At 40.6% G+C, this 3,106-nt stretch carries 3 protein-coding genes; all 3 read right to left on the minus strand.

What is annotated here, in order from left to right:
• The coding region (gene cdhC / locus MRT15_RS12170; RefSeq protein ID WP_304330560.1) for a CO dehydrogenase/CO-methylating acetyl-CoA synthase complex subunit beta at nt 1-1,285 on the minus strand (1,285 nt) is incomplete at its 3' end.
• A 61-nt stretch (nt 1,286-1,346) separates the two neighbouring features.
• On the minus strand, nt 1,347-1,880 hold the full coding sequence (locus MRT15_RS12175; RefSeq protein WP_304330561.1) for a carbon monoxide dehydrogenase beta subunit family protein: 534 nt from the start codon (nt 1,878-1,880) through the stop codon (nt 1,347-1,349).
• Nucleotides 1,877-3,106 (minus strand): 4Fe-4S dicluster domain-containing protein (locus MRT15_RS12180; RefSeq protein ID WP_304330562.1); only part of this gene is annotated, 1,230 nt, incomplete at its 5' end. The genes MRT15_RS12175 and MRT15_RS12180, both read right to left, overlap by 4 nt.

Consider the following 3,106-nt stretch of genomic DNA (forward strand, 5'->3'; position numbering starts at 1 on the left):
GCTTCCTTTCAATTAAAAACTTCTTTAATTCCTCAACTGTCTTTGCATCTTTCTCAGTTGCAATTTTGTCACGCAATTCTTGTGGTATTGCATCCAGTAGCTTCTCCTTCAATTCAGATGACATCCACACAACTCTATTCCATCCACCATCAGCTTGTAGAAACTTCTTCGACCTCATGTATAATACTCCAAGACCATAGAATCCAGGTATCTGCTTTCCTCCACCAGCTGAATCAGCTATATCTCCAAATTTAAGTCCAACTGGGGTTGCACCAGCGTATCCTCTCTGAACTATTCCCAGTCCATCGACTTCGGGTACGTAGAATGTTACGCATTCAAAGCATCCGCATGATGTATGTGGGTAATCGAAGGCCGAGTATAATGTTACCCTTTGTATTGAGCCTCCTGAAAGCTTTCTAACAGTTTCATTGGCTCCCTCCCACTCCCCCCTTATTGGGTCTAGCAGTTTACCCTTAGGAACTGTGGCTATGGGTCCCTTCGGATCTATCTTCGCAGCCACCATGGCATCTATCCATGTTATTGCACCACAATTTGCCGATCTTTCAGGTGTTATGATGCATACGTGTGTTGGTGCGAAGGATTGGCATAATCTACATGAGTAGAATACGTCTACATCTTCATCCCTAAGTCCGAATATCCTTGCATCTCTAGCTTCATATACCTTCAATGCTTGATCAAATAGTTTTCCAACGATTTCTCCATTGGTCACAAATGTTATTTGTATCTTTTCTATTATTGGGAATGCAGATTTGAATAGCCTATATAGTACTGTGCCTATATATTTGAATGATGTTAACCCCTTACTATAAGATTTATCTGCGACTCTAAGCCATATATCGTATCTTTGGTTTAAATGCATGAATCCTTGTATGTAATTGCAGAATTCATGAACTCTTCTCTCTATTACACCCTCAGCATTTGGGTCCAGCTTACTTCCATAAACTTCCAGTATTATTGCGAGGGGGTATGTTCCTCCACGTTTCAATTCATTTATATCTTCACCTACAATTATCACTTTTCCATCATTAACTTCCTCAGGATTTGCCTTTATCCTAACAAGTTCAAATTTGTGTTTCAATTTTGGTCCACCAAATTCTACAAACATGTTTTCCCTTCTAACCCTTTGCCCCTCATATTGTGGTCCAACATCTACTGGTATATCTAGGAACATCCCCTTCTCTGGTGCTGGTGGTATATCATAAACTCTTACTGGTATGTTTTCTGGAACTTGAATTGGGTTTAATATGTTTATCGTTAAGCCCATACAATTCGCCTCTATAAAGCCATAATTATGTGTTAATAATGGATTTTAAAGTTTATGCTATTCAACTTACGAGTTTAAGTTCCCCCTCCAATTGGCATAGGTTTTTGTACCATATGGAGAGTGGGAGTAGTGGGAAGGTCCATGTGGCATTGGGTTGTGGGTATGGGTCTATTGACATTGTATTTAGATGTTTGTATGCGTAGTGTTTTAGGTAGTTTAGTAGTAGCCAGCCGTAGTAGTAGTGGAATCCAATGAGTATTGCTAGATCGTAATTGGATTTATTTGATGATATTTTTTGAACCACTTCCAGTGGGAATGCTATCACATAATCTTTGAACCCCCTTGAATCGAGTTCCCTAACAGTTTTACTGTCTGAGACTGTTATCTCAGCCTTTATACTATTGGATATGTTTATTAAGTTGCTTAATATATCTCCACCAATCAATTCACTTAACCTATGTATTTCTGGACCTATCATCATTATTGGCTTTTTATGTTGTTTAATTATGCTTGCCAACCTCTTTACATCTGGCACTACGGTTGCTTTTATTGGTCCTGGTGGTATATCCCCCTTAGCCCAATATTCTATGCTCATGTTTCTCTCACCTTCATCTTTTCAACAACTTCGGTTAGATGTGTTGGGTTTGATGTTACTGGCTTCTCCACCCATCCAACTTCCTTAAGATATCTGATGACTTCATCCCTATATGTTATTGGTATATCCCCCTCACTTCTAATGAATAAGTGTACATCTTTCGGCAGTCTCTCCTCTCCGAAGAACTTCTTGTATAATGATATGTAGTTTGTGAGTTTTATTGCTCTACCTTGTGGTGTGTCTGCTGGTCTTATGCATAGCTTTGCAGCCATAACCATAGCTTCCTCCTTAGTTTCAGCTGCATAGAATAGGTGTTCCGGTGCAGGTCCACCGTAAACCTTCTCTCCAGTCTTAGCATCATAAACGTACCATGCATTCTCATCTTCAGCATTCCCCAATAGCATTCTCCTATACTTTATTCCATGGGGGCCAACTATTATTGGTATTCCAAGCCTCCAGAATCCTGAGGCTATTGCTGCAGCTTTTTGGCTCATTGCACCCCAAGCTATCCCCACTGCTCCAACCCTATTATGTATGTAGTCTGCTATTTCAGCATAATTTGCCCTTAATGGTAGTCTGGCGAATATGTTTGCAATCTTTATTGCTGCACCGGATATATGTGCATTAGCTACGCATGAACCAACGTTAACTAAACCTCCAGCTGTAAATTCTCCACTGAGTTCTTCGTATGGCGTTTTCCCTTCTTCAGTTTTATACATTGCAATTGCCATAGCTGAGCATCCTGATGCCACAACTATATACCTCCTGGAAGCGAATTCATATGCCATTTCAGCTACATCACTTGCTCCATCAGGCCAGTTGGCGCATCCAGCGAAGGCTATGACTCCGGGTATTGTCCCCAAAACTATATCCCTACCCACAGCTCTTATCTCAGTGTCTTGTATGGGCCCTCTACCAACCCTCATCTTAAACTTCTCATTTTTCATGATTTCCTCTGAGGATTTCAGTATCATGTTTAATATTGGTATGTTTCTTGGGCATGCCTTCTCACATCTACTGCAGGCGAAGCATCTATTGTATAGTGAGGCTAAAGCTTTCACGTCCCCCTTAGCTGTTTTAGCCATGGCTGTGGATATTGGTAAACTTTGTGGGCAACTCCTTTCACATTCTCTACATCCAGTGCACTTCTTGGCATATTCGATGAGTTCATTTTCACCCATTAATCCAGAAATTTTACTCCTCCTCGTTGGGAATATTTTGAGTGC

It is taken from the genome of Candidatus Culexarchaeum yellowstonense (genome assembly GCF_024707025.1).
Taxonomy (GTDB): domain Archaea; phylum Thermoproteota; class Methanomethylicia; order Culexarchaeales; family Culexarchaeaceae; genus Culexarchaeum.

Bases quoted from the DNA above. Each gene is read 5' to 3' on its own strand.
- MRT15_RS12175 (WP_304330561.1), bottom strand. From the start codon at position 1,880: ATGAGCATAGAATATTGGGCTAAGGGGGATATACCACCAGGACCAATA.